The sequence below is a fragment of the uncultured Pseudacidovorax sp. genome (assembly GCF_913773995.1).
In the GTDB taxonomy this organism is placed as follows: Bacteria; Pseudomonadota; Gammaproteobacteria; order Burkholderiales; family Burkholderiaceae_C; genus Xenophilus.
Map to the genome: position 1 here is coordinate 1 of NZ_CAJYES010000006.1, position 22,233 is coordinate 22,233.

General features: G+C 68.3%; 21 protein-coding genes and 1 tRNA gene. 15 read left to right on the plus strand and 7 right to left on the minus strand.

Annotated elements, in window-relative coordinates; all coding sequences use genetic code 11:
• Window positions 1-74: 74 nt before the first annotated feature.
• Together QZ772_RS00515 and QZ772_RS00520 are read right to left on the minus strand one after the other, a co-directional pair.
• Window positions 75-425 carry a DUF3861 domain-containing protein gene (locus QZ772_RS00515; protein ID WP_295521912.1) on the minus strand — a complete coding sequence of 117 codons (351 nt, stop codon included), beginning with the start codon at window positions 423-425 and terminating at the stop codon, window positions 75-77.
• A 26-nt stretch (window positions 426-451) separates the two neighbouring features.
• Window positions 452-1,027, minus strand: a complete 576-nt coding sequence (locus QZ772_RS00520) for a PadR family transcriptional regulator (protein ID WP_295521914.1) — start codon at window positions 1,025-1,027, stop codon at window positions 452-454.
• A 192-nt stretch (window positions 1,028-1,219) separates the two neighbouring features.
• On the opposite strand from QZ772_RS00520, the gene QZ772_RS00525 reads away from it, so the two are divergent.
• Window positions 1,220-4,090, plus strand: coding sequence for an adenosylcobalamin-dependent ribonucleoside-diphosphate reductase (locus QZ772_RS00525; protein WP_295521918.1), 2,871 nt, complete (start codon window positions 1,220-1,222; stop codon window positions 4,088-4,090).
• 105 nt (window positions 4,091-4,195) lie between these two features.
• Entirely contained in the window at window positions 4,196-4,972 is a 777-nt protein-coding gene (locus tag QZ772_RS00530) for a Crp/Fnr family transcriptional regulator (RefSeq protein ID WP_295521921.1), read from the plus strand.
• Between the two features lie 62 nt (window positions 4,973-5,034).
• On the opposite strand, the gene hrcA is transcribed toward QZ772_RS00530, so the two are convergent.
• Window positions 5,035-6,048 (minus strand): heat-inducible transcriptional repressor HrcA, encoded by a 1,014-nt coding sequence (gene hrcA / locus QZ772_RS00535; RefSeq protein ID WP_295521924.1) that lies wholly within the window; start codon window positions 6,046-6,048, stop codon window positions 5,035-5,037.
• Between the two features lie 94 nt (window positions 6,049-6,142).
• Here hrcA and QZ772_RS00540 point away from each other — a divergent pair, with 94 nt between their 5' ends.
• Genes QZ772_RS00540 through rapZ form a run of 3 tightly spaced genes read left to right on the plus strand, consistent with a single transcriptional unit; the run spans window position 6,143 to window position 9,612 of the window.
• Entirely contained in the window at window positions 6,143-7,042 is a 900-nt protein-coding gene (locus tag QZ772_RS00540) for an NAD kinase (RefSeq protein WP_295521926.1), read from the plus strand.
• Window positions 7,043-8,725: a DNA repair protein RecN gene (recN, locus tag QZ772_RS00545; RefSeq protein WP_295521929.1), complete on the plus strand. Its 1,683-nt coding sequence runs from the start codon at window positions 7,043-7,045 to the stop codon at window positions 8,723-8,725.
• A 5-nt stretch (window positions 8,726-8,730) separates the two neighbouring features.
• Window positions 8,731-9,612, plus strand: a complete 882-nt coding sequence (gene rapZ / locus QZ772_RS00550) for an RNase adapter RapZ (RefSeq protein ID WP_295521932.1) — start codon at window positions 8,731-8,733, stop codon at window positions 9,610-9,612.
• A gap of 64 nt (window positions 9,613-9,676) precedes the next feature.
• On the opposite strand, the gene mutY is transcribed toward rapZ, so the two are convergent.
• The 3 genes from mutY to mutM form a co-directional block, all read right to left on the minus strand.
• Window positions 9,677-10,777: an A/G-specific adenine glycosylase gene (mutY, locus tag QZ772_RS00555; RefSeq protein ID WP_295521935.1), complete on the minus strand. Its 1,101-nt coding sequence runs from the start codon at window positions 10,775-10,777 to the stop codon at window positions 9,677-9,679.
• Window positions 10,777-12,747, minus strand: coding sequence for a dynamin family protein (locus QZ772_RS00560; protein WP_295521938.1), 1,971 nt, complete (start codon window positions 12,745-12,747; stop codon window positions 10,777-10,779). Before QZ772_RS00560 ends, mutY begins: the two co-directional genes overlap by 1 nt.
• A gap of 91 nt (window positions 12,748-12,838) precedes the next feature.
• Window positions 12,839-13,654, minus strand: a complete 816-nt coding sequence (gene mutM / locus QZ772_RS00565) for a bifunctional DNA-formamidopyrimidine glycosylase/DNA-(apurinic or apyrimidinic site) lyase (protein ID WP_295521941.1) — start codon at window positions 13,652-13,654, stop codon at window positions 12,839-12,841.
• 215 nt (window positions 13,655-13,869) lie between these two features.
• Here mutM and QZ772_RS00570 point away from each other — a divergent pair, with 215 nt between their 5' ends.
• From QZ772_RS00570 to QZ772_RS00605, 8 genes are all read left to right on the plus strand, one after another.
• Window positions 13,870-15,498 (plus strand): tetratricopeptide repeat protein, encoded by a 1,629-nt coding sequence (locus QZ772_RS00570; protein WP_295521943.1) that lies wholly within the window; start codon window positions 13,870-13,872, stop codon window positions 15,496-15,498.
• 8 nt (window positions 15,499-15,506) lie between these two features.
• Window positions 15,507-15,992 carry an outer membrane lipoprotein LolB gene (locus tag QZ772_RS00575; protein WP_295521946.1) on the plus strand — a complete coding sequence of 162 codons (486 nt, stop codon included), beginning with the start codon at window positions 15,507-15,509 and terminating at the stop codon, window positions 15,990-15,992.
• Window positions 15,989-16,858: a 4-(cytidine 5'-diphospho)-2-C-methyl-D-erythritol kinase gene (ispE, locus tag QZ772_RS00580; RefSeq protein WP_295521949.1), complete on the plus strand. Its 870-nt coding sequence runs from the start codon at window positions 15,989-15,991 to the stop codon at window positions 16,856-16,858. The genes QZ772_RS00575 and ispE overlap by 4 nt, the downstream gene beginning before the upstream one ends.
• 69 nt (window positions 16,859-16,927) lie before the next feature.
• Window positions 16,928-17,004 (plus strand) — tRNA-Gln (locus tag QZ772_RS00585).
• A 54-nt stretch (window positions 17,005-17,058) separates the two neighbouring features.
• A complete protein-coding gene (locus tag QZ772_RS00590; protein WP_295521952.1) occupies window positions 17,059-18,033 on the plus strand; it encodes a ribose-phosphate pyrophosphokinase in 975 nt (324 codons plus the stop codon).
• 124 nt (window positions 18,034-18,157) lie between these two features.
• Window positions 18,158-18,790, plus strand: coding sequence for a 50S ribosomal protein L25/general stress protein Ctc (locus tag QZ772_RS00595; RefSeq protein ID WP_295521955.1), 633 nt, complete (start codon window positions 18,158-18,160; stop codon window positions 18,788-18,790).
• A gap of 142 nt (window positions 18,791-18,932) precedes the next feature.
• Window positions 18,933-19,562, plus strand: a complete 630-nt coding sequence (gene pth, locus QZ772_RS00600) for an aminoacyl-tRNA hydrolase (RefSeq protein WP_295521958.1) — start codon at window positions 18,933-18,935, stop codon at window positions 19,560-19,562.
• 29 nt (window positions 19,563-19,591) lie between these two features.
• Complete coding sequence (locus QZ772_RS00605; RefSeq protein WP_295521961.1) at window positions 19,592-20,098, plus strand: hypothetical protein; 507 nt, start codon at window positions 19,592-19,594, stop codon at window positions 20,096-20,098.
• 21 nt (window positions 20,099-20,119) lie between these two features.
• Here QZ772_RS00605 and QZ772_RS00610 read toward each other — a convergent pair whose 3' ends face one another.
• Window positions 20,120-20,398 carry a YfhL family 4Fe-4S dicluster ferredoxin gene (locus QZ772_RS00610; protein ID WP_295521964.1) on the minus strand — a complete coding sequence of 93 codons (279 nt, stop codon included), beginning with the start codon at window positions 20,396-20,398 and terminating at the stop codon, window positions 20,120-20,122.
• A 102-nt stretch (window positions 20,399-20,500) separates the two neighbouring features.
• On the opposite strand from QZ772_RS00610, the gene QZ772_RS00615 reads away from it, so the two are divergent.
• Together QZ772_RS00615 and QZ772_RS00620 are read left to right on the plus strand one after the other, a co-directional pair.
• Window positions 20,501-21,460 carry an ABC transporter permease gene (locus QZ772_RS00615; RefSeq protein ID WP_295521968.1) on the plus strand — a complete coding sequence of 320 codons (960 nt, stop codon included), beginning with the start codon at window positions 20,501-20,503 and terminating at the stop codon, window positions 21,458-21,460.
• A partial coding sequence (locus QZ772_RS00620) for an ABC transporter permease (RefSeq protein WP_295521971.1) occupies window positions 21,457-22,233 on the plus strand: 777 nt, incomplete at its 3' end. The genes QZ772_RS00615 and QZ772_RS00620, both read left to right, overlap by 4 nt.

The window sequence follows — 22,233 nt, forward strand, 5'->3', positions numbered from 1 at the left end:
CTTTCGACCACGACCAAGTCCATCGAAGAGATCGCGACGACCATCCTGCAGGAGCTGCGCCCGGAGCGGCTCAACTACTGAGGCTGGTCTGCTACGGGCGAGGTCTTGGGCGGCACCGCATCGCCGCCCGGCCGTTGTGGACCCTTCTTCAAGTGCTGCATGAACGCACGGAAGTGCGGCGCGAAATCCGCGAAGAGCGGATGGCCGCGGTTCTCGAGCATCACCTCGCTGAAGAGTTTCAGGCCCACCGCCAGCGCGTTGGCGGTATCGGGCGGGAATTCGCCACGCCCGCGCATGCGTGCGGCGATGGCGAGGATGTCGTCGTGATTGCCGGCCTCGAAGCGAAGCGGCTCGGCGTGGGTGGACGGGTTGCCATGGGCGTCGGCCAGGTGTTCGACGGTGATTCGGTAGCGGTGCTGTTTCATGGGTGTTGTCACTGTGAGGGCGCCGCTCAGGCGCGTTCCACCTCGACCGCGGCGCGGTCGATGATCTCGGCGAGCCGCCGGACGAGTTCCGTCGACTCCACCTCGTCTTCCAGGCGCAGACGCAGCGCCATCTTCAGGTTCTCCATGGCGCGTCGGATCTCGGGCAGTCGGCGAGCATGGGCCCGGGCACGCGCGTGCTCCAGGCGCTCCAGCACTGCCGTGATGGCCGGGGCCTGCCCCTCACATTCCGCCTCGCCCTGGGGCGTCAGATGGAAGCGCTTGCGGCCGCCGTCGCTGGCTTCCGAGCGAGCGAGGCCCAGGTCCTCCAGCAACGCCAGCGTCGGATAGACGGTGCCGGGACTGGGAGAGTAGTCGCCCCCGACCCACTCTCCGATCGCCTTGATCAGCTCATAGCCATGGCTGGGCTGAGCGGCCAGCGCGTGGAGCATCAACAGACGAAGGTCGCCGGGCTCGAGTTGACGCGGTCGCCGGCCGCCACCGCGGCCGTCCGTTGCTCCCTCCCCCAGCATGTCGCCACCTGAACGCCGGTGACCATGGCCTCGACCGCCGCCACGTCCCGGGCGCATCCATTCTTCAGTCATCGTGCACCTCTCAAGATACTCAAGATGCCTCAATGATATATCTTTAAAGTTCAAGACAGCATCGAAATCGGCGGCCCATGGAATGAAAGTGGTCTTCCGACAGACCAAAATGCTGGATTTCCATACAGTCAGAGCCGCCGCTGCACTGTCCCTGTGGAAGGCGCGGCGATCTCCACTCACCAGGAGTTGTCCATGTCCACCCTGAACAGCACCGCCCTGCCCGCCCAGGCCATCAGCCACGACGTGCTGCGCGAAAAGTACGCCAAGGGCGACGAGCGCGAAGCCGCAGACGTCCGGCGGAGGGTGGCCCGTGCCCTGGCCGCCGTCGAGGCGCCAGAGCGCCGCGCCCAGTTCGAGAGCGCCTTCTTCGATGCCTTGGAAGCCGGCTTCATCCCCGCAGGCCGCATCCTCTCGGCCGCCGGAACGCCCTTGGAGGCAACGCTCATCAACTGCTTCGTCCAGCCGGTGGGCGATTCCATCGCCGAGGACGACGAGGGCCATCCCGGCATCTATACCGCCCTGACCGAGGCGGCCGAAACCATGCGGCGCGGCGGCGGCGTGGGCTACGACTTCTCGCGCATCCGCCCCAAGGGCGCACGGGTACGCAGCACGCAGTCGAGCGCATCCGGCCCGGTGAGCTACATGCGCGTGTTCGACCGCTCCTGCGAGACGGTGGAATCTGCCGGCTCGCGGCGCGGCGCGCAGATGGCCGTGCTGCGCTGCGACCATCCGGACGTCGAAGAGTTCATCCACGCCAAGGACAGCGGGGACCTGCGCAACTTCAACCTGTCGGTGGGTGTGACCGACGCCTTCATGCAGGCGGTACAGGCCGATGCCGAAGTGGAACTGGTGCACCGCGCCGAGCCTGGCAAGGCGCAGAAGGCCGAAGGCGCCCATCCACGCGGCGATGGCGCCTGGGTCTACCGCCGCGTACCCGCACGCGCGCTGTGGGACCAGATCATGCGCGCCACCTACGACCATGCCGAGCCGGGCGTGCTCTTCCTCGACCGCATCAATGCCGACAACAACCTCGGCTACTGCGAGACCATCGCCGCCACCAACCCTTGCGCCGAACAGCCGCTGCCACCCTACGGCTGCTGCTGCCTCGGCTCCATCGACCTCACGCGCTTCGTGCGCCAGCCTTTCGAGCCCAAGGCCCGCTTCGACGAGGCTGCATTCGACGCCCTGATCCCCACCTGCGTGCGCATGCTGGACAACGTGCTGGACATCTCCATCTGGCCGCTTCCTCGCCAGCGCGAGGAAGCCATGGCCAAGCGGCGCATCGGCCTGGGCTTCACGGGGCTGGGCGATGCGCTGGCCATGCTCGGTCTGCGCTATGACGAAGCGCCCGCCCGGCAGATGGCCGCTCGGATCGCCGAGCGGCTGCGGGACGCGGCCTATGCAGCCTCCGCCGATCTGGCACGCGAGCGCGGCGCCTTCGCCCTGTTCAACGCCGACCTGTATCTGCAGCGTGGGCGCTTCGCCTCGCGCCTGCCAGCACCGCTTCGTGAGCGCATCCGCCGCCACGGCCTGCGCAACTCGCACCTGCTGTCGATCGCACCGACCGGCACCATCAGCCTGGCCTTTGCCGACAACGCCAGCAACGGCATCGAGCCGCCCTTCAGCTGGAGCTACCAGCGCAAGAAGCGCATGGCCGATGGCACCTTCCAGGAATTCGCGGTGGAAGACCATGCCTGGCGGCTGTTCCGCCATCTGCGCGGAGCGGATGCGCCTTTGCCGCCCGCCTTCGTCACGGCGCTGGAGATGAGCGCCCAGTCGCATGCGGCCATAGTGGCGGCCGTCGCGCCCTTCATCGACACCTCGATCAGCAAGACGGTCAACGTGCCGGCCGACTACCCCTATGCCGCCTTCCAGGACCTGTACATCCAGGCGTGGCAGGCGGGCCTCAAGGGCTTGGCCACCTACCGGCCCAATGCGGTATTGGGCGCCGTGCTGAGCGTGACCCCGCCGACAGCCACCCTGCCCACGCCCGACATGGCCGACCGCCGACTGGCGCTGGAGCGCCTGCCGCGCGAGCCGGTGCTGGCCTCGCTGCGCTGGCCGGGGCGTCCGGACTTTCCCGCGGGCAATGCGGCCTGGTGCACCATGGTGCGCCATCCGCACGGCCAGTTCGCGCTCTTCGTCGGCGAGGCGCCCGACGGGGCGGACGGCGCCCGGCCCCTGCCCTTCGAGGTCTGGATCAATGGCGCCGAACAGCCCCGCGGCCTGGGCGCCCTGGCCAAGACGCTGTCGATGGACCTGCGGGCCCGCGACGCCGAATGGGTACGCGTCAAGCTCGACGCGCTGGCCACCGTCCAAGAGGAGCGCCCCTTCGACATGCCCTTCCCGCCGAACGGCGAGATGCGCACCTTCCCCGGCGTGGTGGCCGCAACCGCCGCCGTCCTGCGCTGGCGCTGCGAGCAGCTCGGCCTGTGGAACCCGCCCGCCCCCGGAACGCCGGTGCTCGACGCCCTGTTCAGCCAGGACGAGCCGCACACCGGCCCCTCGGGCACGCTCGCCTGGGCCGTGGACATCGAGAACCCAGCCACCGGCGAAGCCTTCACGCTCACCCTCAAGGAAGTGCTGCTGCCCAGCCGCGGCGGCGTCACCCACACGCGGCCCTGCGCCCTGGGCTTCTCGGGCAACTATCCGCGCGCCCTGGACGGGCTGGCGCGCGTGCTGTCGCTGGACATGCGGGTGATCGACCCGGCCTGGATCGGCATGAAGCTGCGCAAGCTGCTGAGCTATGCGGAGCCGCTGGGCCACTTCATGGCCTTCGTGCCCAGCCTGGATCCGAAGGTACGGCGGCAACAGACCTGGCCCTCGACCGTGGCCTACCTGGCGCGGCTCGTGATCCACCGCTATGCCATGCTCGGCGTGCTGGATGAAGAGGGTTTTCCGCTGCAGGAGATGGGCATCCTGGCCGCGCCGGCCGCCGCGGCGCCAGGCGTGCAGCAGACCATGCCGGGAGCCACCTGCCCCGAGTGCGGCAACGCCACGCTGATCCGCAAGGACGGCTGCAGCTTCTGCACCGCCTGCGGATTCACCGGACTGTGCGGCTGAAGGCAGGCGGCGGCCGATCCGCCAACCCTTGCGCTGGCTCAAGGCAGCGTCGCCGGATCGTGGGCAGAGTCGGGCATCGACCACCTGACCTGAGCCCTACCTTTCATGCTGCCGGCACTGTCTTCTACGACCTCCGACGCCCCGCGCCCCGAAGCGCGGCGCTGGAAAGCCGCCACCGGGCGGCGGCCGGTCGTGCTGTCCGGCGTGCCCCTGCTGCGCAGCGCGTTCGCGCCGTGCGAGCCCGCCCCGGCCACTCTGGAGCGACTGGCCCGCGCCCTGCGCCTGCATATGCTGCCCAAGGGCGCCATCGCTGCCATGCCGGACAACCATCCACCCTCGTGGTGGCTGGTCGCCGAAGGCCGCATCGTGGTCGGCCGCATCGGCGCGGATGGGGGCCTGATCGAGAACCGCGTTCTCGGCCCGGGCCAGTGGCTGGATCTGGCCTCCGCCTGGCTGGAGTCGGACTGGATCGAGTCGGCCGTGTGTCCGGCTCGCGTCACCCTCGCCGCGCTGCCGCTAGAGCACCTGCTGGAAGCCGCCCGGCAGGACCCGGCCCTTCAGCGCGCCGTCGGTCTGGTGATGGCCGAGCGCATCCGCCAACTGACGGACGGGCGGCACGAATTGGCCACCAAGGACGTGCTGGGGCGCCTGGCCGCCTGGCTGCTGCGCGAGCCTTTCGAAGCCGCCGGCAAGGACCGCTCGGTGCGATTGCCGGTGCAGAAGCGCTCCATTGCGCGCCAGCTGGTGATGGCACAAGCGACGCTGTCGCGCTGCTTCCGGCGACTGGTGGAACTGGGCTGTATCGAGATGCATGGCTACGTCGTGCTGATCCGCGACGTGCCGGCGCTACAGGCGCTGGCGGGGGAAGCACCGGGGCGCTGATCCGCGGTCGTCCGAACGGCGTGCCCCGCCCCTCTGCGCCACGTCGGCGCGGCGCCGGACTGCTACTTGTTGTTGTGGCTCAGCGCGTTGCTGACCAGCCGCGAGGTGATGTCGACGATCTGGATCATGCGGTCATAGGGCATGCGGGTCGGTCCGATCACGCCCAGGGTGCCGACCACCTCGCCGTTGACCTCGTAATTGGCGCTGACCACCGACAGTTCCTCGTACGGCACCACCTGGCTTTCGCCGCCGATGAAGATGCGCACACCGTCGGATTTGCTGGACATGTCCAGCAGGCGCATCAGCTCGGCCTTCTGCTCGAACAGCTCGAAGGCCCGCCGCAGCTGGCCCATGTCGCTGGAGAAGTCGCTCACCGCCAGCAGGTTGCGCTCGCCGGCGATGATGACCTCTTCCTGCGCCTGCGAAAACGCCTGCGAGCTCGCCTGCACCGCCGCCTGCATCAGCGAGGCGATCTCGGCGCGCAGGCCGTCCATCTCGCTCTTGAGGCGGTCGCGCACCTGCTCGATGGACAGCCCGCCATAGTTCGCGGTGAGGTAGTTGGAGGTCTCGATCAGCTCCGACTGGGTGTAGTCCCGATCGGTGAAGATCACCTGGTTCTGCACGTCGCCGTCGGGCGAGACGATGATGACCAGCAGCCGTCGCTCCGACAGTCGCAGGAATTCGATGTGCCGAAAGGCCGTGGTGCGCCGCGGCGCCATCACCACGCCCACGAACTGGGACAGATTCGACAGCAGCTGTGCCGCGCTGGCGATCACTTTCTGGGGCTGGTCCGGCGGCAGGCTCGGCGGCGTGGACTGCAACTGAGCCCGCTGGGCCGTGAGCATGGTGTCGACGAACAGGCGGTAGCCGCGCGCTGTGGGTATGCGTCCGGCCGAGGTATGCGGGCTGACGATCAGGCCCAGGTCCTCGAGGTCGGCCATCACGTTGCGGATAGTGGCGGGGGAAAGCTCCAGACCGGCGGCGCGCGAAAGCGTGCGCGAACCGACGGGTTGGCCGTCGGCGATATAGCGTTCCACCAGGGTCTTGAGCAGCAGCTTGGCGCGGTCGTCCAGCATCGGCAAATGATACCCCGCGGGCTGCTATCCACAGGCGGCGGACAAGGTCTTGCCATACGGTGGGACGCCTGCGGTGTCGTGATGTAATTTGCCCATGCACGCACCCTTTCGCCATGTGGCGCTGATCGGCAAGTACCAGGCGACGGCGGCGCGCGAGCGCGACCCCGTCATCGAGGGCATTGCGGCGTTCCTGGAGTCGCGCGGATGCACCGTCGTGCTCGAGCGCAGCAGCGCCGAGTGCGGCGAGGACGGCGTGCCGCGCGCCAGCCGCTGGCCCATCCTCACCGTGCCCGAGATCGGCGAACAGTGCGACCTGGGCCTGGTCGTCGGCGGCGACGGCACCATGCTGGGCATCGGCCGGCAGCTCGCCCGCTACGGCGTGCCGCTGATCGGCATCAATCGGGGACGCCTTGGCTTCGTCACCGACATCCCGCTGGAACACTACGAGGCCACACTCACGCCGATGCTGGCCGGCGACTACGAGGAAGACCACCGCAGCCTGATCCAGGCGCGGGTCATGCGCGCCGGCGAGGTCGTCTTTACCGCCCAGGCCATGAACGACGTGGTGGTCAACCGCGGCGCCACCTCGGGCATGGTCGAGCTGCGCGTCTCCGTCGGCGGCCACCTGGTGGCGAACCAGCGCGCCGACGGCCTGATCATCGCCACACCCACCGGCTCCACCGCCTATGCGCTGTCGGCCGGCGGGCCCATGCTGCACCCCTCCATCCCTGGCTGGGTGATGGTGCCGATCGCGCCGCACACCTTGTCCAACCGGCCGATCCTGCTGCCGGACGCCGAAGAGATTTCGGTGGAGGTGGTGGGCGGGCGCGATGCCAGCGCCAATTTCGACATGCAGTCGCTGGCCTCGCTCGCGCATGGCGACCAGGTGCTGGTGCGGCGCTCCGAGCACCGGGTTCGCTTCCTGCACCCGCGCGGCTGGAGCTACTTCGACACCCTGCGCAAGAAACTTCACTGGAACGAAGGAGGCTCCTGAGTGGCCCTGCGACGCATCGTCCTGCGCGATTTCGTCATCGTCCGCGCGCTCGACCTGGATCTGGCCGAGGGCTTCACCGTGCTCACCGGCGAGACCGGCGCCGGCAAGTCGATCCTGATCGACGCCCTTCAGCTGGCCCTGGGCAACCGGGCCGATGCCGGCGCCGTCCGCGAAGGCGCGGAGCGGCTGGACGTCAGCGCCGAATTCGATGCCGATCCCGCCTTGGCAACCTGGCTGGAGGAAGGTGGGTTCGAGGTCGGCGACACCCTGCTGCTGCGCCGCACCGTCGACACCCAGGGCCGCAGCCGCGGCTGGATCAACGGCAGCCCGGCGACTGCCACGCAGTTGCGCGAACTGGGCGGCCATCTGTTGGACATCCATGGCCAGCATGCCTGGCAAAGCCTGACCCGGCCCGACGCAGTCTGCGGCCTGCTGGATGCCTATGCCGGTGTGCGGACCGCCGCCCTCGAAGCCGCCTGGCAGAACTGGCGCCAGGCCGGGGCCGCACTGGAAGCCGCCCGCAACGCCCAGGAAACGCTGCTGCGCGAGCGTGAGCGTCTTCAGTGGCAGATCGGCGAGGTGGACAAGCTCGCCCCCGGTGCCGACGAGTGGGAAGAACTGTCGAGCCAGCACACGCGCCTGGCCAATGCCCAGTCGCTGATCGACGCCGCCCAGGCCGCCACCGGCTTGCTGGAAGAGGACGAACAAGGCGCCGTGGCCCTGCTTTCCCGCGCCGCCGACCGCCTGCAGGACCTGGCCCACATCGAACCCGAATTCAAGACGCTGGGCGACGAGCTCGCCGGCAGCCTGGCTCAGGCCTCCGATGCGCTGCATGCGCTCAACGCTTACCTGCGCCGCACCGAAACCGACGCCGATCAGCTACAGGCGGTCGATGAACGCATGGGGCTTTGGATGTCGCTGGCCCGCCGCTATCGGCGCCCGCCGGAAGAACTGCCCGCCCTCCTCGCCAGCTGGCGTGAGGCGCTGCAGACCCTGGAAGCCCAGGCCGATCTGGCTGCGCTGGAGCGGGCCGAGCAGCAGGCGCGTCAGGTCTTCGACAAGGAGGCGCGGGCCATCGGCCAGGCCCGCAAGAAGGCCGCGCCCAAGCTGGCGGCCGCGATCACCGAGGCCATGCAGGGCCTGGGCATGCAGGGCGGCCGGTTCGGCGTGGAACTGCAGCCGCTGCCCCAGCCGGCCCGCCATGGGCTGGAAGACGTGGCCTTCCTCGTGGCCGGCCATGCCGGCGGCACCCCTCGGCCGGTCGGCAAGGTGGCCTCGGGCGGCGAGCTGTCACGCATCGCGCTGGCCATCGCGGTCACCACCAGCCGGCTGGGCACGGCGCAGGCGCTGATCTTCGACGAGGTGGACACCGGCATCGGCGGTGCGGTGGCCGACACCGTGGGCCGGCTGATGCGCCAACTCGGCCGCGACCGCCAGGTGCTGGCGGTCACCCATCTGCCACAGGTGGCGGCCTGCGCCGACCACCATCTGCGCGTGGCGAAGCAGACGATCACGACCACAGCGGCTCAAGGCGGCAAGCCGCAGCCGGTCACCGAAAGCACGGTCGCGCCGCTCGACGGCGAAGGCCGCATGCAGGAGATCGCCCGCATGCTGGGCGGCGAGCGTGTCTCGGCCGCCTCCCTCGCCCATGCCCGCGAAATGCTGAGCCCGCAGGAGAGCTGACGACGATGAATCCCTCCATGGATCTGGTGCTGATTACCGGCATGTCCGGCTCCGGCAAGTCGGTGGCCCTGGCCGCGCTGGAAGACGCCGGCTACTACTGCGTGGACAACCTGCCCCCCGAACTGCTGGACGACTTCATCCGCCTGCAGAAGGAAAACCAGGCGCCGCTGGTGGCCGTGGCCATCGACGCGCGCAGTGGCACCTCGCTGTCGAAGGCGCCGATCCGCCTGGCCGCCCTCCGACAGGAAGGGATGGCCGTGCGTTCGCTGTTCCTCGATGCAACCACCGAGGCGCTGGTGCGCCGCTATTCCGAGACCCGGCGCCGTCATCCGCTGTCGCGCCAGCACGGCCGCGTCGACGCGCCGGAGCAGGAACGCGCGTTGATCCAGGCCATCGAGCTGGAGCGCGAATTGCTGTCCGAGTTGCGCGAAGGCGCCGACCTGATCGACACCAGCCTGATCCGGCCGGCCCAGCTGCGCACCTACATCAAGGCACTGATCGACGCGCCGCAGCGCACGCTGACCTTGGTGTTCCAGTCCTTCGCCTTCAAGCGTGGCGTGCCGCTGGATGCCGACTACGTGTTCGACGTGCGCATGCTGCCCAACCCGCATTACGTGGCGGCGTTGCGCCCGCTGACGGGGCGCGACCAACTGGTGATCGACTGGCTGCGCGAGCACGATGCCGTGGCGCGCATGTTCGGCGACATCGAGCAGTTCCTCCAGCACTGGATGGATGCGCTGGCGGATGACCACCGCAGCTATGTCACCGTGGCCATCGGTTGCACGGGTGGCCAGCACCGGTCGGTCTTTCTGGTCGAGCAGTTGGCCCGCACCTTCGGCGAACGCTGGGTGACGCTGCGGCGGCACCGCGAGCTGGACGCCGAGTAGAAAGCGGCGGCCCGGGTACAACATTCGCGCAGGCCGTCCTGATCCGGGTCCCTGCTCGCCAGGCTCAGTCTGTGTTGGCCGCCTGCGCCTCCAGCAGTCGACGCACCGGCGCGGGCAAGCCGAGCGCCGGCCAGTCCTCGGCGGCCACCCATCGGCCCTGCAGGCCGGCCAGCTCGCTGCGCACCGCGTCGACCTGGACCGGATGCAGATGCAGGTCCTTGTGCGTGAGCACATGCAGAAAGGCCGGCAAATGCTCCAGGGCCGGGCGCAACGCCTCTGGCAGGGCGGCTTCGAGCGCTTCGACGCTGTCGAAGACAGGAAGGGCATGCAGGCCCGCCCAGATGCCGCTGGCCGGGCGCTTGTGCAGCCACACGGCCCGCCCGTCGTCCGAGCGCGCCAACAGCAGCCACAGCGACTGCGAACTGCGCTTGAGCTTGCGCGTCTTGACGGGCAGCCGCGCCGGATCGCCCTGGCGCCGCCCTTCACACAGAGCCTCGACCGGACAGATCAGACATTGCGGTTGGCGCGGCAGGCAGACCGTAGCACCCAGGTCCATGAGTCCCTGCGTGTAACGCGAGATGGCCTCGGGCTCGCCCTCTGGCGGCAGCAGTTCGTCGGCAGCCTTCCACAGCAGCTTTTCGTTGGCGCTGCTGGCCAGGTCTCCCTCGAAGGCCAGCAGGCGCGAGAGCACGCGCTTGACGTTGCCGTCCATGATCGACACCCGCTCGCCGAAGCAGAAGGCGGCGATGGCGGACGCCGTGGAACGGCCGATGCCCGGCAGCGTCTGCAGCAGTTCGGCGCTGTGCGGAAAGCTGCCGCCAAAGCGCGTCACCACCTCCTGCGCGCAGCGATGCAGGTTGCGCGCCCGGCTGTAGTAGCCCAGGCCGCTCCAAAGACCCATGACCTCGTCCTCGGGGGCAGCCGCCAGATCTGCCACCGTGGGGCAGCGCGTCAGGAATCGCTGGTAGTAGCCCAGCACGGTCGACACCTGGGTCTGCTGCAGCATGATTTCCGAGAGCCAGACGCGGTACGGGTCTCGTGTGTTCTGCCAGGGCAGGCTGCTGCGGCCATGGGTCTTCTGCCAGGTGACCAGGCGCAGCCAGAAAGCATCGGCGCACTGCCGGGCCTGCCGCACCACGGGTGCGGCGTCGGTCGCGACGGCCATCACGCCGCGCGCGCCGGAGCGCCGCTGGCCACCGACTGGGCGCCGGGCTCGGGCTTGCGCCCGGCGAGAACCTCGCACAGGTCGCGCAGCCGCTGTTCCAGGGCTTTGAGGTGCGCACCTTGGCCCTCGATTTCCATCAGGCTCTCTTCCAGGCTGCCAGCGGCGTCGCGCACGCGCACCATCGACTCGACACGCTTGGCGTAGGCGGCGCGGCGCTCGTTCATCTGGCGATCCATCTGGGAGGAAGCACTGCGGCGCCACTCCTCGATCTCGGCCAGCGCGGCATCGCGGGCTGTGCGCACGCGACTGGCGAGGGCCTGCGCCAGCCGCTCGCAGAATTCGGCCTGAACGAGTCGCAGGATGTTGCCCATGCCCAGGTAATGCAGATGGCTCTGCTCGATACTGCTCATCTCGGCAATGTACTGCGACAGGTCGGGCTCGGCGGGCGCCTGCAGGGCAAAGCCGTGTTCGGCATTGAGCTGGCGGAACGCCGCATGCAGCATGGCCTGCAGTTCGGCCATGGTGGCCTGCACATCGGCCAGATTGGTCCGCAACTCGTCGAAGGTGCGGGCATAGACCTGGGCCAACTGCAGCTTGATGCCGGGTCGCCGCAGCGCCTGCGCGAACTGCGCCATGTCCGACTTGAGCGCAGTCGGGCCGAGCACGGCCTGCGTCTCGCGCATGCGCTTGGCCAGTACGGCGCGCAGGGCCGAGACACGCTGGGCGCCGGCCTCGAACTCGGCTTGCTCCTGCTGCACCCGACGCTGCATGTGCCGCAGCGTGGCGGTGTTCTTGCCGCGCAGGCCTTCGAGCTCCATGGCCTGTTCGGTCAACTCGCGCTGGCGCATGCGCAGGATGCGTTCCGAGGCGGAACGCAGGGCGTCCACACTGCCTTCCACCGCTCGGCGCAGGATGGCCTCCCGTTCGGCCACCAGCCCCTGACCCAGCAGCGATTCGAGGGCCGGCAGCCGACTGGCCTGCAGCAGCGCCGCGTCCCCCGAGATGCGGGCCTGCAAGCCCTTCTGCGCCGAAACCGGCAGCACGCGTCGGCGGGGCACACCCAGAATGTCGGCGGAGAGGGTGCACTGTCGCTCGATCTGGGCCTCGATCTGGCCGGGCGCACTGAGCGAGTCCCACAGCGTGTCGATCTTGTTCAGCGCGACGATGCGCGAGGCCACACCCGGTGCCGCGCCGCCCAGGTGTTCGCGCCAGATGGCGAGGTCGGAGCGAGTCACGCCTGTATCGGCGCCCAGGATGAACAGCACGGCATGGGCCTGCGGGAGCAGGCTCATCGTGAGTTCAGGCTCGGCGCCAATGGCATTCAGGCCGGGGGTGTCAAGGATGACGAGGCCCTGCTCCAGCAAGGGATGCGGCAGGTTGAGAACGGCGTGGCGCCAGCGGGGTACCTCGACCTGCTGATCCGGATCGACCGGCAGTGCATCGTCTCCCGCGTCGTCACGCCAAAAGCCCAGCGCCCTGGCCCGATCGAGCGGCACACGGTCGGTCTCGGCCACCTTCTGCATGGCGGCAGCAAGCTGTTCGCCGTCCTCGTGAGCGAGCGCGATCTCGGTCCAGCCCTCCGGCTCTTCGCGCCACTGCTGCAGCGACTTCGGCGCCAGCCGGGTGTCGATGGGCAACAAGCGCAGTCCGGCGATCTCCTGCGCGTCGTAGCGCAGTTCGACCGGACACATGGTGGTGCGGCCGGCACTGGCCGGCATGATGCGCCGACCATAACCCGCAAAGAACAAGGCGTTGATCAGCTCGGACTTGCCGCGGGAGAACTCCGCGACAAAGGCCACCATGACGCGACTGCCGCGCATCAGCGCTTCGACATCCTTGAGCCGCTCCGCCACGGCCTCGTCGAGCAGGTCGTTGTCGCCCAGCCAGGAGGCCAGCCAGCTCAGTCGGTGTGCCAAGCCGCGCCGCCAGGCGCCGTGCTGCTCGAACTGCTGGGAGAAAGGAACGCTCACGGGAGTCTGCAGATGTATTTACAAAATATAACAGTTGCAGGTGCCCCTTGCCGCTGCGCGGCAAGCGTCGTCGTGCCGTCGAGCCGCCCGCTCAGGACTTCTGGCAGTTCGCGCAGAAGTAGGTGGACCGCTGTCCCTGGCGCAGAAGGCGGATCGGCGCGCCGCACTGGCGGCAGGGCTCGCCCGCGCGGCCGTACACCATGGCCTGAAGCTGGAAGTGACCGGCCTGACCGTCGATATGCGAAAAGTCGCGCAGCGTGCTGCCGCCCGCCTCGACCGCGCGGGCCAGCACCTCGCGGACGGCGGCGTGAAGCCTCGCCGCCCGGGGCCGCGAGATGCGCGCCGCTGGCAACGTGGGCCGGATGCCCGCCAGGAAGAGCGCCTCGGATGCATAAATGTTGCCCACTCCCACCACCACATCGCCCGCGAGCAGCACCTGCTTGACGGGCGCACGCCGCTTGCGCAGCCCTTCGTGGAAGCGATCGAGGTCGAACTGATCGCCCAGCGGCTCCATCCCCAGTCCGCCCAGCAACTTGCGGGCCAACGGCGCCTCTTCGCTGTCGACATGGATGACCGCGCCAAAGCGGCGCGGATCGTTCAGTCGCAGCGTGCCTCGCGTGGTGCTCATGTCGAAATGGTCGTGCGGCCCAGGCTCGGGCAACGCGGGGGCGAATCGGAGGCTGCCGGACATGCCCAGGTGCACCAGCAGCATGCCTGCGTCGAGGTCGATCAGCAGATATTTGCCACGTCGGCGAACCTGCACCACCGTGCGGCCCACCAGCACGTCCGGGTCCACCTCCAGCGCCCATCGCAATGGCTTGCCCACGCGCAGGGCAGTGATGACGCCGCCCGCGATGCGGTCGGCAAAACCGCGGCGGGTGACTTCGACTTCTGGGAGTTCGGGCATCGGGGAACGGCGCCGCACCTGCAGGGCAGCGAGCCATCGCCCTCGCCCCAGATGCGGACAAAGGCTTGGATTATTATGGTTCGATGAGTCCCTTGCCCCGCCGGCGCCATCTGGCGACAGCCGTTCTGACCCTCGCTTCGCTCAGCGCCGCCGCGCAGTCGGCCCCACCCGGGCCACCGTCCGCGCCGGCCGCCGAGGATGCCCGGCCTTCCGCGATGACGGCGGAGCTGTTCTACGAGGTCCTGCTGGGCGAGCTCAATGCCCGCGATGGCGATCCGGTCGAGGGTTTCCAGTTGCTGCTGGATTCTGCGCGCCGTACGCGCGAGCCCGCGCTGTTCCAGCGCGCGGTCGATGTCGCCGTACGGGCCCGATCGCCCGAGGCCGCCCTGGTGGCGGTGCGCGCCTGGAAGCAGGCCATTCCGGATGCCCGCGAGCCGCGCAGACTCGAGTTGCAAATCCTCATCCTGCTCGGACGCCTGGCTGAAACGGTCGATCCGCTTCGGGCGGACATTGCGGCCACCCCCGTGCCGGAACGCGCTGCAGCCCTTGCCAATGCCGTCCGGGCCTACAGCCGGGCCTCGAACAAGCAGTCCGCCGCCCAGGCGCTCGAGCAGGGTCTGTCGGATGAACTGAAAGCAGGTGCCCCCTCGGCCGGTCTCGCGTGGGCCGCCGTCGGTCGCCTGCGGCTGAGCGCTGGCGACACCGCGGGTGCGCTGGCGGCAGCCCAACAGGGCAGCGCGGCAGACCCCAAGGCCGACGCGCCCGCCGTGCTCGCGCTCGAACTGATGGATTCGGCGCGACCCGAGGCTGAGGCGATCGTGCGCCGCTATCTCACCCAGCCCGATGCCTTGCCAGAAGCCCGCGTGGCCTACGCGCGGGCCTTGGCGCTGGCGCAACGCTACGACGAAGCCACCATACAGATCGAGGCGCTCACGCGCAGCCGTCCCGACCTGCCCGACCCCTGGCTGCTTCTGGGCTCGCTGCAGGCGCAGAGCCACCAGGACACAGCCGCCCAGACTTCGCTGCAGCGCTACCTGGACCTCGCCACGCGCCAGAGCGATGCGGAGGAGCGCGCCCGCGGCATCGCCCAGGCCTACCTCCAGCTCGCGCAGCTGGCTGAGCGCCGCAAGGATTTCGCCGCCGCCGAGCAATACCTCTCGCGGGTGGAAGGCGACGAGGACATGGGGTCTGCTCAGCTGCGCCGCGCGCTGCTTTTGGCCAGGCAGGGCAAAGTGGCCGAAGCGCGCCAGATCGTGCGCAGCATGCCGGCGCGTACCGAAGCCGACCGGCGCCAGCAGCTGCAGGCCGAGGCACAGGTGCTGCGCGAGGCGAAGATGAACCAGGCCGTTTACGACCTGCTCGCCAACGCCAGCGCCCAGGCGCCGAACGACACCGACCTGCTGTACGACCTCGCGATGGCTGCCGAGAAGCTCAGTCGCGTCGACGAGACGGAACGCCTGCTGCGCCGCGTGGTGGCCCTCAAGCCGGACAGCGCCAATGCCTACAACGCGTTGGGCTATTCGCTCGCGGATCGGAACATCCGCCTGCAGGAAGCACGGCAGCTGATCCGCAAAGCGGTGGAGCTGGCACCGAACGACCCCTTCATCGCAGACAGCCTGGGTTGGGTCGAGTTCAGGCTGGGCAACATGGCCGAGGCCCAACGCATCCTGGAGGACGCGTATAAAAAGCGGCCCGATCCGGAGATCGGCGCCCATCTCGGCGAGGTCCTGTGGGCGCAGGGCCAGCGCGACCGGGCGATGAGCATCTGGCGCGAAGCATCCATGGCCGACGCCGAGAACGAAACCCTGCAGGCCACGCTGCGGCGCCTGCGCGTCAAGCTGTGAAGCGGCGCGTGCTGGTGGCCAGCGCCGCGGGCGCGGCCCTGGCGCTCGTCGGCTGCGCTGCGCCGCAGCCGCGACGCTCCAACGGTGGCAGCAGCCACTGGAGCGGACGCCTCTCGCTGTCGGTCGACAGCAATCCGCCGCAATCCTTCGCCGCCGTGTTCGAGCTCGACGGCACCCCCGAGGAAGGGGAGCTCGTGCTGACGACGCCTCTGGGCAACACCCTTGGCGCTTTGCGATGGAGCCCAGGCACGGCGCTGCTGCGAGACGGTTCACAGCAGCGCAGCTATCCCTCGATGGCCGCATTGACGGAGGCAGCGACCGGCGCAGCGCTGCCCATCGACGCCCTCTTCGAATGGCTGCAAGGCCGTCCTGCGCAGGTTCCGGGCTGGCGGGCCGAGTTGTCGCAGGTGCCACAGGGCCGTCTGCAGGCAACGCGGGAGGCCCCGCTGCCCACCGCGCAACTGCGCGTCGTTTTCGAGCGCCCGTCGCCGTGAGAGCACTGTACGACCTGCCCGCGCCTGCCAAGCTGAACCTGTTCCTTCACATCACTGGCAGACGCGCAGACGGCTATCACCTGCTGCAGTCGGTCTTCATGCTGATCGATTGGTGCGACACGCTGCATGTCGACCTGCGCGAGGACGGCGGCCTGTCGCGCGAAGACCTCGGCCCCCCGTTGCCGGCAGACGATCTCGTGCTGCGCGCCGCGCGCGCGCTCCAGAACGCGACGGGCACCCGCCAGGGGGCCCACATCGGCATTCTGAAACGCCTCCCGGCGCAGGCTGGGATGGGTGGTGGCTCGTCGGACGCCGCGACTTGCCTGTTGGCGCTGAACAGGCTGTGGCAACTGCATCTCCCGCTGGCTGAGCTCGAGCGCCTCGGGCTCGCGCTGGGCGCGGACGTGCCCTTTTTCCTGCGCGGCAGCAATGCATGGGTCGAAGGCATCGGCGAGCAGATCACGCCACTGACGTTGCCCTTCGCCCGCTTTGCCGTGTTGAAGCCGGAGGCAGGACTCGATACGAGCCTTATATTTTCTGCGGATGATCTTCACAGAGCCACTAAACCTGCTATAGTCTCGGTCTTCGCTGCTCAGGACGGCAAACGAATCTTCCGATTCGGACACAACGACCTGCAGCCGGTTGCCCAGCGGCTCTGTCCGCAAGTGAGTCAAGCCCTTCAGTGGCTCGATGCACAAGGCCTCAGCGCCAGGATGACCGGCTCCGGAAGTGCCGTCTTCGCGCAGCTGCCGAACGATTTGCCGCAAGGCTCGGTCCACAACCTCTCAAGGGATTTTCCTGAAGGTTGGCAATACCGGCTCTGCAGCAATCTCGCACACCATCCTCTTCAGGGCTGGGCCGCGTAGGCAAGACCGATCGCTCGCGATTGGTTGCGACATTCATCGGTGGATGGTCGTTGGACCTTCCTCCTGTGTAGGGGAGTCGCCAAGTTGGTTAAGGCACCGGATTTTGATTCCGGCATTCGAGGGTTCGAGTCCTTCCTCCCCTGCCAAATGCTCTCAAGCATCAGGCCCCACCTTTTCTCTCTGACCGCCGGGAAGCGCACATGCAGGCCCCACATCCTGACTTCATGGTTTTCACCGGCAATGCCAACCCAGGCATGGCAGCAGAGATCGTCCAGCATCTCGGCACCTCGCTGGGCGCTGCGCGCGTCGGCCGCTTCTCCGATGGCGAAGTCACGGTCGAGATCAACCAGAACGTCCGGGCCCGCGAGGTCTTCGTGGTGCAGTCGACCTGCGCCCCAACCAACGAAAACCTGATGGAACTGCTGATCATGGTCGACGCGCTCAAGCGCGCCTCGGCCGAGCGGATCAGCGCCGTGATTCCCTACTTCGGCTATGCCCGCCAGGACCGTCGCCCGCGCTCATCGCGCGTGCCGATCTCGGCCAAGGTCGTGGCCAACCTGCTGCAGACCGTCGGCGTCTCCCGCGTGCTGACCATGGACCTGCACGCCGACCAGATCCAGGGCTTCTTCGACATCCCGGTCGACAACATCTATGCCTCGCCGGTGCTGCTGGGCGACCTGCGCACCAAGAACTACGAAGACCTGATCGTGGTGAGCCCCGACGTCGGCGGCGTAGTGCGGGCCCGTGCCATCGCCAAGCAGCTGGGCTGCGACCTGGCCATCATCGACAAGCGCCGTCCCAAGGCCAACGTCAGCGAAGTGATGCACGTCATCGGCGAGATCGAAGGCCGCAACTGCGTGATCATGGACGACATGATCGACACCGCCGGCACGCTGGTGAAGGCGGCCGAGGTGCTCAAGGAGCGCGGCGCCAAGAAGGTCTACGCCTATTGCACGCACCCGGTGTTCTCCGGCCCGGCCATCGAGCGCATCGCCCAGGGCAGCGCCCTCGACGAGGTCTGCGTCACCAACACCATTCCGCTGTCCGACGGCGCCCTGGCCTGCGGCAAGATCCGCCAGCTGTCTGTGGCCCCGCTGTTCGCGGAAACCATCCACCGCATCGCCAACGGCGAGTCGGTCATGAGCCTGTTCTCGGATTCGGACAGCGCCGCCTGAGGCGCCACCGGTCCTGGAACTTTCAGTGGGCGCCTTCGCGGCGCCTTTTTGTCGAACGGCACCGCACTGGTCGCGGTGGGTGCCACAGAGGCGGGCTTAGGCCCCGTCCTCACAGGAGTTACTTATGAAATTCGTCGCTTTCGAGCGCGCCAAGCAGGGCACGGGTGCGAGCCGCCGTCTCCGCAATTCGGGCAAGACGCCCGGCATCGTCTACGGTGGCGAAGGCCAGCCGCAACTGATCGAACTCGATCACAACGCACTGTGGCACGCCCTCAAGAAGGAAGCCTTCCACTCCTCCATCCTCGAGATGGACTTGGCCGGCAGCGTGACCAAGGTGCTGCTGCGCGATGTGCAGTACCACCCGTACAAGCAACTGGTCCAGCACGTGGACTTCCAGCGCGTGGACGCCCGCACCCGCCTGACCGTGAAGGTGCCGCTGCACTTCAAGGGTGAGGAAGAGTCCGAAGCCGTCAAGCTGCACCAGAACCTGGTGAACCACGTGATGACGGAAATCGAGATCAGCGTGCTGCCGGCCGACCTGCCCGAGTTCATCGAGGTCGACCTGTCGGGTCTGGCTGCTGGCGGTACGGTGCACCTGGCCGACATCAAGCTGCCCGGCCGCGCCAAGGCCATCACGCACGGCAAGCCGAATCCGGTGATCGTGTCGGCCGTGGCACCCGTGGTCGAGGAAGAGGCGCCTGCCGCCGCGCCCGCCCCGGCTGCCGAGCCCGCCAAGGGCAAGGGCAAGAAGAAGTAATCGCTTCTTCGCCACAGGCCGCGCCCCTCGGTGGGTCGGCCTCCCGCCTCGAACAAGGCCCGCCTTACCGCGGGCCTTTTTCGTTGGTGAAGTGCCCACTCTTCCTCGCCTGAGCCCGGCATGCCGCCGGGATAATCCGCCCATGATCAAGCTCTTCGTTGGACTGGGCAACCCGGGGCCCGAGTATGAGGACACACGCCACAACGCCGGCTTCTGGTGGATCGACGCCCTCGCCCGCGACTGGAAGCTCCACCTCGCGCCTGAACGCAGCTACCACGGCCTGGCCGCCCGAACGAATGTGGGCGGCCAGACGGTGTGGCTGCTGGAACCACAGACCTTCATGAACCTATCGGGCAAGTCGGTGGCGGCCCTGGCCCGCTTCTTCAAGATCGCACCGGAAGAAGTGCTCGTGGTGCACGACGAACTGGACGTGGTCCCCGGTCAGGCCAAACTCAAGTTCGGCGGCAGCCACGCCGGCCACAACGGCCTCCGCGACATCCACGCCCAACTGGGCACTGGCGATTACTGGCGGCTGCGCATCGGCATCGGCCATCCGGGCGCGAAGTCCGAGGTGGTGAACTGGGTGCTCAAGAAGCCCCTGCGCGAACAGCGCGACGCCATCGACGACGCCATCGTCCGCAGCCTGCGGGCAGTGCCCACACTCCTGGCCGGCGACATGACCGCCGCGATGCAGCAGATCCATACCCACAAGCCGCCGCGGCCCAAGCCGCCGCGTCCGGAGAGCGCACCTGCGGAGAAACCGCCAGGCTAGACCCACCTACTTTCGATCAGGGAGAGACCGTGCGACCCAATCACCCCCTACAAACGGCGCACACCGATCAGTCCAGGCTCCGCAGGAGTCGGCAGGCCACGCTGATCCTGCTGACGGCGTTGCTGGGCGCAACCGCAGCAGCGCAACAGCCCCAGCCCGCACGCAGCGGCACCATCTGGCGTTGCGGCAACCTCTACAGCCAGATTCCCTGCGACAACGGCCGGTCGCTCGACGAGACGCCAGCGTCGTCGCCGCAGAAGGCGCGCGAAGCACAGGCCCAGACCGACCGCATCCAGCGCCGCGCCGATGCCATGGCCCGCGAACGCGAGCGTCTGGAGGACCGGGCCGCGGGCCAACGCCCCGCCGTCTTCGAACATCCGCAGGCCCAGCATACCGGGTCTGCGCTGGCCGACAACCACCTCGACAAGCCCCGCGCCCCAAAGCGCGCCACCGTCGGCAGCGACTTCAGCGCACGCGCCGCGGGCGAGGCACCCGCTGGCACCAAGAAAAAGAAGAAGAAAAAGTCGGAAGCGTGAAGCGGCCCGGTACCGCAGCACTCAACGCTGCGGCGCGGCCGGCTCCAGGGGCGCGGCGGCCGTGAGCCGCTCGTACTTGGCCATCAGCATCGGCCGAGTCTCCACATGCGCGGGATTGACCGGGATGCATGCCACCGGACAGATCTGCACGCACTGCGGTTCGTCGAAGTGGCCCACGCATTCCGTACAACGGTGCGGATCGATCTCGTAGAAGGACTCGCCCATCGAGATCGCGTCGTTGGGGCACTCCGGCTCGCAGACGTCGCAGTTGATGCATTCGTCGGTGATCATCAAGGCCATCCCCGGATTATCCCTGGGTGGGCACGCACGTTGCATGCGCGTGAATCATTCCCCTGTCCGGTTATGCTGCGCCGCTTGGCTTCGCGGGCCCGGCCCTCCACGATGAGTCTTTTTCTTCTCAAGCGTCTGGCGACGCTGATCGGCACCCTGATCGGGGCGTCGATCATCATCTTCCTCGTTCTCGAAATCCTGCCCGGCAACGCGGCCCAGATGCTGATGGGCCCGGACGCCTCGCCCGACGCCGTCGCGGCCCTGGCCACCAAGCTGGGCCTGGACCAGCCGGCCTGGACGCGCTACTGGCACTGGGTGGGCGGCATGCTCACCGGCAACCTGGGCGACAGCTATACCTACGGCTCACCGGTGGCGGAGCTGATCCTGGAGCGGCTGCAACTGACCATTCCTCTCGCATTCATGGCGATGCTGCTCACCACGGTGCTGGCACTGCTGGTGGGCATGACCGCCGCCGCGCGCCACAACCAGCTGGGCGACGTGGGGCTGATGGGCCTCACGCAGGTGGGCATCGCCATTCCTAACTTCTGGTTCGCGATCCTGCTGATCCTGCTGTTCTCGGTGAAGCTGCAGTGGTTCTCGGCCGGCGGCTTCGATGGTTGGGGAGAAGGCGTCGAAGGCATCCTCGACGGCGTGAAGTCGCTGCTGCTGCCGGCCCTGTCGCTGGCGGTGGTGCAGGCCGCCATCCTGGCGCGCATCACGCGCTCCGCCGTGCTCGAGGTCATGCGTGAGGATTTCGTGCGCACCGCCCGCGCCAAGGGCGTGAGCCAGCGCGCCGTGCTGTGGCTGCATGTGCTGCGAAATGCCCTCATCCCGGTCATCACCGTGATGGGCATGCAGTTCTCCGAACTGCTGGCCGGCACCATCGTGGTGGAGAACGTGTTCTACCTGCCCGGCCTGGGCCGCCTGATCTTCCAGGCCATCAGCAACCGCGACTTGGTCGTGGTGCGCAACTGCGTGATGCTGCTGGCCGCCTTCGTGGTGATCGTCAACTTCGTGGTCGATGTGCTCTATGCCGTGATCGACCCCCGCATCAAGGCTTCCGACATATGAGCAGCGCCGGCATTCCTGCGGCCACGCCCCCCGCCGCCGGCCGCCCTGCGGGCCGGCACGGCTTCTGGCAGCGCGCGCTGCGCCACCGCAGCTTCATGATCGGCGGCGTGCTCACGCTGGCGCTGATCGTGGCGGCCGCGCTTTCTTTCGTCTGGACGCCCTGGTCGCCCTACGACATGGACATGGCCAACAAACTGGCCGGCCCGTCGGCCAAGCACTGGCTGGGCACCGACGCCTTCGGCCGCGACGTGGCCTCGCTGCTGTTGGTCGGCGCACGCGCCTCGATCCTGGTGGGCATCATCGCGGTGGGCATCGGCCTGGTGGCCGGCACGGCGCTGGGCCTGCTCGCCGCAGCCAAGCGCGGCTGGATCGAGGAGGCCATCATGCGCCTGACCGACTTCTCGCTGGCCTTCCCCGCGATCCTGCTGGCGATCATGCTGACGGCCGTGTTTGGCGCCGGCATCGTCAACGCCATCATCGCCATCGGCATCTACAACATCCCGATCTTCGCCCGCATCACGCGCGCCTCGGCCAATGCCGTGTGGTCGCGCGAGTACATCGCCGCCGCACAGGCCTGCGGCAAGGGGCCGTTCGCGATCACGATGCAGCACGTGCTGCCCAACATCTCGGCGGTGTTGATCGTGCAGATCACCATCCGCTTCGCCATCGCCATCCTGGCCGAGGCCGCGCTGTCCTACCTGGGCCTGGGCACGCAGCCGCCGCAGCCCTCGTGGGGCCGCATGCTGAGCGAGGCGCAGACGCTGATGTTCCAG